This window comes from Methylobacterium sp. WL6, assembly GCF_008040095.1.
In the GTDB taxonomy this organism is placed as follows: domain Bacteria; phylum Pseudomonadota; class Alphaproteobacteria; order Rhizobiales; family Beijerinckiaceae; genus Methylobacterium.
Map to the genome: position 1 here is coordinate 1 of NZ_VRVH01000464.1, position 2,498 is coordinate 2,498.

At 68.2% G+C, this 2,498-nt stretch carries 2 protein-coding genes and 1 pseudogene; all 3 read left to right on the forward strand.

All coding sequences use genetic code 11. The annotated features are described in order from the left end of the window. Positions 1 to 124: pseudogene (locus FV230_RS31070) on the forward strand (sugar transporter); the annotation flags it as partial. A gap of 726 nt (positions 125 to 850) precedes the next feature. After that, on the forward strand, positions 851 to 1,381 hold the full coding sequence (locus tag FV230_RS27240) for a MucR family transcriptional regulator (protein WP_147729521.1): 531 nt from the start codon (positions 851 to 853) through the stop codon (positions 1,379 to 1,381). A gap of 196 nt (positions 1,382 to 1,577) precedes the next feature. Then, positions 1,578 to 2,399, forward strand: a complete 822-nt coding sequence (locus FV230_RS27245) for an alpha/beta hydrolase (RefSeq protein ID WP_147844593.1) — start codon at positions 1,578 to 1,580, stop codon at positions 2,397 to 2,399. Positions 2,400 to 2,498 lie beyond the last annotated feature (99 nt).

Sequence of the window (2,498 nt, forward strand, 5' to 3'; positions counted from 1 at the left end):
AAACCGCGACCTCGTCTACGTCTCCAACGCCCCCTTCACCGAAGTCTCCAAGGTCGTCAGCGTCTTCTCCACCGTCGCAGGCCCCGTCGCATCCGCAGCCTCCGTCTACGCCTACTCACGGTAGGCGACGACCGGCTCGCAACGCCCCCGGACGCGGTTCCGGGACAATCCCGGCGTGCCGCGGCGCCGACGGCGAGCCCGGGCGGGAGGGGCACGCCCGTCGGGTTCGACGTCGAGGTCGGATCCGGCGCGGCAACCGCCGCAGGACGGTCGCGTCGGCCACCGGCGTTCTCGCGTGGCATCCTCGTCGATTCGACGCGCGAACCTCGGATCATGCCGGTCGGCGCCCGAGCGCGCCTCGGCGTGCCGTCGACCGCCCTTGGCGGATCGACCGCCGCGGTGATCGCGCAACGCGAATCACCTGCCCTTCGCCGGGAACGGCCCATCCGGGCTTTCGCCCGTCGGTCGATCGCTGCGCCGCGCACCGCGCAGCGCCCCAGCAGCGAAAAACAGCTAGTCCATCGGTACTAGAACCACCTGACCGATACGCCGAGCAAGGTGTTGCGGCGCGCGATCGCCGCAGGATCGGCATCAGGATTTTTTCCCAACAACCATGGATTGGTGCGACCGCGCGGGAGAATTGCGCACAATTTAGTTCGAATCGGCCGACATTTCCGAACGTTTGTCCGCATCGCTGAGGTTCTTGATCTGCGCATTGCGCCGGAGTACCGCCGATCAGGCCGGAATTCCTCAGGATTCGGTCAAAAACCCCGAAATAATCTTGCCGGGTGCCGAAACTGAGCTTACGGTTCGAACTATCACCCGAAGTCAGAATGACGGTACGAAGATCATGAGTGAACCAGACATCGACAAGGCCCGCTTCATCACGTTGGCCGCGGACATCGTCTCCGCCTATGTCAGCAACAATCACGTCCAGAGCGCCGAACTGCCGAAGCTCCTGAGCGATGTGCACGAGGCGATCGTCGGCGTGTCTGGTGCAAATGGCCCGGTCGCCGAGGTCGGGCCGCCGAAGGCGACCGCGCAGGAAATCCGTCGCTCGGTCACGGCGGATTACCTGATCAGCTTCGAGGACGGGAAGCAGTACAAGACCCTGCGCCGGCACCTGACCCTGCGCGGCCTCTCGCCCGAGCAGTATCGCGCGAAGTGGGGCCTGGCGCCCGACTATCCGATGACGTCGCAGAGCTATTCCGAGCAGCGCTCCGAGCTGGCCCGCGCCCTCGGCCTCGGCCAGCAGCGCCGCAAGAACGTGGCGAAGGCCGCCCCGTCCGAGCCGGTGGTCACCGAGGAGGAGGCGCCCGCCGCCGAATCCGAGGCGCCCGCCAAGAAGACCCGCGCGCCCCGGAAGAAGAAGGACGCCTGAGGACCCGCCTCGGCGACCCGGGACGCGACGACACGAGACCTGCGATGCGGAAGGCCGGAGGCGGGATGACCCCTCCGGCCTTTCTGCATTCTACGCGGCCTCGGAACGTTCGGCGCGTCGTCGGCTTGCTTTCGGCGACAGGCTTGCGCGCCGGCCGGGCGGTCGCCGCGGAAAACCATCCGAGCAGGAGCGAGACATGGCCTTCATCGAGACAAGGGACGGCACACGGCTCTACTACAAGGATTGGGGCACCGGCCGGCCGGTGGTGCTGATCCACGGCTGGCCGCTCGACGCCGACATGTGGGAACATCAGATGCCGGTGCTCGCCGAGGCGGGCTACCGGGTCGTCGCCTACGACCGCCGCGGCTTCGGCCGGTCGGACCAGCCCTGGACCGGCTACGATTACGACACCTTCGCCGACGACCTGAAGGCGGTGCTCGACCACCTCGACCTCCGCGACGCCGCCCTGGTCGGCTTCTCGATGGGCGGCGGCGAGATCGCCCGCTACATGTCCCGGCACGGCGGCGCGCGCGTCGCGAAGGCGGTGCTGGTCTCCGCGGTGACGCCCTACCTCCTCAAGACCGGCAACAATCCCGACGGCGTCGACGGCAGCCTCTTTCAGGGCATGATCGACGGCCTCGTGAAGGACCGTCCGGCCTTCCTGGCGAACTTCGCCAAGACCTTCTTCGGCGCCGGCGTCTTCCACTCCCCGGTCTCGACGGAGACGATGACCTGGGCCGGCAAACTGGCGATGCTGGCCTCGCCCAAGGCGACGACCGCTTGCGTGAGCGCCTTCGGCACCACCGACTTCCGGGCCGACATGGCGCATTTCACGGTGCCGACGCTGGTGATCCACGGCGACGACGACCAGACCGTGCCGATCGCGGTATCGGGAAAGGCGGCCGCCGCCGCGATCCCCGGCGCGGCGTTCGTCGTCTACGAGGGCGCCCCGCACGCGGTGCCGTTCACCCATGCCGAACGGTTGAACGCCGACCTGCTGGCGTTCTTGAAGGGCTGAACGCGTGCGTGCGCGAGCCCGGGATCGGGCTCTCGCGCGCCGCATTCGGCCGCGATAGACAGGCCGCAAACGCCCGTCGGTCCGGGCCGGCCCGGCGCC